This is a genomic window from Mucilaginibacter sp., from assembly GCF_035492695.1.
Classification (GTDB): domain Bacteria; phylum Bacteroidota; class Bacteroidia; order Sphingobacteriales; family Sphingobacteriaceae; genus Mucilaginibacter.
The window spans coordinates 1-2,567 of the sequence record NZ_DATJJC010000025.1; the positions used below are offsets into that span (position 1 = coordinate 1).

Here is a 2,567-nt window from a genome sequence, read left to right on the forward strand (position 1 = left end):
TTGGGTAATTTGGTGATCTGTTTGAGAGTTCGCTTTGCCATAGGTTTTAATCAGCGATGGCAATATACGCTATTCCTCCTCAACAATAAAAGCTACGCGGCCTATTTGCCCATCTTCTAATCTCACCTTAATGCCGCGCGAGTGATAAGCCGCGCTGGTAAGCAAATCCTTTACAATACCCCGTGTTAACGCGCCGCTGCGCTGGTCTTTTTTAAGAATGATATCAACCTCAAGGCCGGGGTGTATATCTTTTCTGTTTTGTCCGTTCATTCAATATATTAATTCAGATAGCCGTTAATGGTTTGATCCATTTGATCGAGTGACTTTTCATCCATGCCCGACACCCTCCTCAGCAATTTTCCATTGCCGTCTATCAAATAAATTTGGGGGATAAAGTTAATATTATATTGAATTTTTAAGCGATCCATCGTTGCGTTTTGGGCATTAAGTTGTTGCCATGGCATTTGTTCTTTAGCCAAAGCGTTTTTCCATTCGGTTGTTTTTTTATCGATGGAAACACTTACTAATCGGAAACGCTTGTCTTTGATTTTTGCGGCAAGCTGTTTAATAACAGGTATTTCCTGGCGGCATGGGTGGCACCAGCTCGCCCAAAATACAATCATGTTAACTTTTTTGGATGCATCGATCATGGGCTTTGAGTTACCATCAATATCTAACAGCATGGCATTGGGTCGTTTAGCATTTTCAGCCGGACGGGTATCCAGGATCTCTTTAATTTTTCGGCCCTCATAACTGTTTTGGGCGCTTTCATCAAACGCCGTGTAAAGCTGTTTCAATTCGTCATTAGTTGTTGAGAGCGCCCAGTTGTTTAAAGTATAAAAAGCCCAATAAGCATTTGGCGTTTGTTTTACAGTTTCGATGAATCGGTTTATTTGGGCCCTGCGTTTGGCTGCGTTATGGCTGAGATTAATGTATGGTAAATCCCGATGTCTGAAAAAGAAATCATTTTGAATACCACCTTTTACATTTATCCCCCGGTCTTTGCTTAGGTCGCCGGTAATTTCTGTAATGCCGGTCTCCATCAGGAAACTTTCGGAGTAATTTTTGTTACCTTTTTTTGATTTTATAGGATCAATTACGGGCAGATCTGATTTTGGGTCGCTCGAACTGGTTCCGATACGGATGAGACGGGGCTGAAATATAGTGTCACATTTTAAATGATAAACAAATTGTTCGCCGGTGACTTTTACTGAGTCAAACGGCGGCTTATTTCCTACCGGGAAAATGTTGTAAAAGTAGATCTGCTTTGACGCAAGGCCTTTAATGTGGGCTTTTATGGTAATGTTTTTATCGTCGTGATGACATGCGCATAGCGCGAACATCAAAACCCATAAAAAAAAATTAAAAAGTTGATTTCGTTTCATGGGCTTAGGTTAGTCATTGGTTATACTAACCTAAGCAATAAAAAGCTTTAAATCAATTTATTCAATCAGTTTATTGACTGCTTCTGCTACCACATCAAACTTAAACTGTCCCACAACCTTATTCATCGCCTCAGTGATCTGCGTATTCATTAAGTTGCCTATGCTGCCTTCGTGGGTATGATTTACTGTTTTGTCCGGATTAAATTCGCCTTTTTCAATAGCCAGTCCCACCTGTTTGTAAGCATCGCGGAACGGTGTGCCTTCCAGTACCATGCGGTTAACCTCTTCAACACTGAATAGGTAGGCATATTTAGAATCGTTCAGAATGTCAGTATTCACGCTCACGTTTTGCAGCATGAAGGTAGCCATGTGCAGGCAGTTCTTGATCTCGGCAAAAGCCGGGAACAGCAGCTCTTTCAGCAATTGCATTTCGCGGTGATAGCCTGAAGGTAAGTTGGTGGTCATCATGGCCACATCGGTTGGCAAGGCTTGCAGGCGGTTACATTTACCACGCATAATCTCCCAAACATCCGGGTTCTTTTTGTGCGGCATGATACTGCTACCGGTGGTCAGCGTATCCGGGTAGCTTACAAAGGCAAAGTTCTGGCTCAGATATAGCGCCTGATCCATCGCCATTTTGCCTAAGGTGGCAGCTATTGATGATAGCGCTTGCGCGATGATACGCTCGGTTTTACCACGACCCATTTGCGCATAAACTACGTTGTAGTTCAGGCTTTCAAAACCCAGCAGTTGGGTGGTCATGGTACGATTCAGCGGAAACGATGAGCCATACCCAGCTGCCGAGCCTAATGGGTTTTTATTAGTGATTTTATAAGCTGCTAATAACAGTTCCAGGTCATCCACCAAACTTTCGGCGTATGCGCCAAACCACAGTCCGAATGACGATGGCATGGCCACTTGTAAGTGCGTATAGCCCGGTAGTAAAATGTCTTTATATTTTTCGCTGAGCGCGATTAGTTGATTAAATAGCGTTTGTGTTTCTTCGACCACCTGTTGTAGCTCGTGTCTGAAGAATAGTTTCAGGTCCACCAAAACCTGGTCATTACGTGAGCGGCCGCTATGGATCTTTTTACCGGCGTCGCCAATACGTTGGGTAAGTAACAACTCCACTTGCGAGTGGACGTCTTCAACACCCGCTTCGATGGTAAAATTACCTTTCTG

3 protein-coding genes are annotated in these 2,567 nt (G+C 43.4%); all 3 read right to left on the bottom strand.

The genetic code is table 11. The features are described from left to right. Positions 1-69 precede the first annotated feature (69 nt). On the bottom strand, positions 70-270 hold the full coding sequence (locus VL525_RS15030; RefSeq protein ID WP_325387853.1) for a YwbE family protein: 201 nt from the start codon (positions 268-270) through the stop codon (positions 70-72). A gap of 8 nt (positions 271-278) precedes the next feature. Beyond that, positions 279-1,385, bottom strand: coding sequence for a TlpA disulfide reductase family protein (locus VL525_RS15035; protein WP_325387854.1), 1,107 nt, complete (start codon positions 1,383-1,385; stop codon positions 279-281). Positions 1,386-1,442: 57 nt separating this feature from the next. After that, on the bottom strand, positions 1,443-2,567 hold a 1,125-nt coding region (gene argH / locus VL525_RS15040), incomplete at its 5' end, for an argininosuccinate lyase (protein ID WP_325387855.1).

What these genes read in the sequence shown, in the direction of transcription:
- VL525_RS15030 (WP_325387853.1), bottom strand. Translation starts at nt 270, where the DNA reads ATGAACGGACAAAACAGAAAAGATATACACCCCGGCCTTGAGGTTGAT.
- VL525_RS15035 (WP_325387854.1), bottom strand. Translation starts at nt 1,385, where the DNA reads ATGAAACGAAATCAACTTTTTAATTTTTTTTTATGGGTTTTGATGTTC.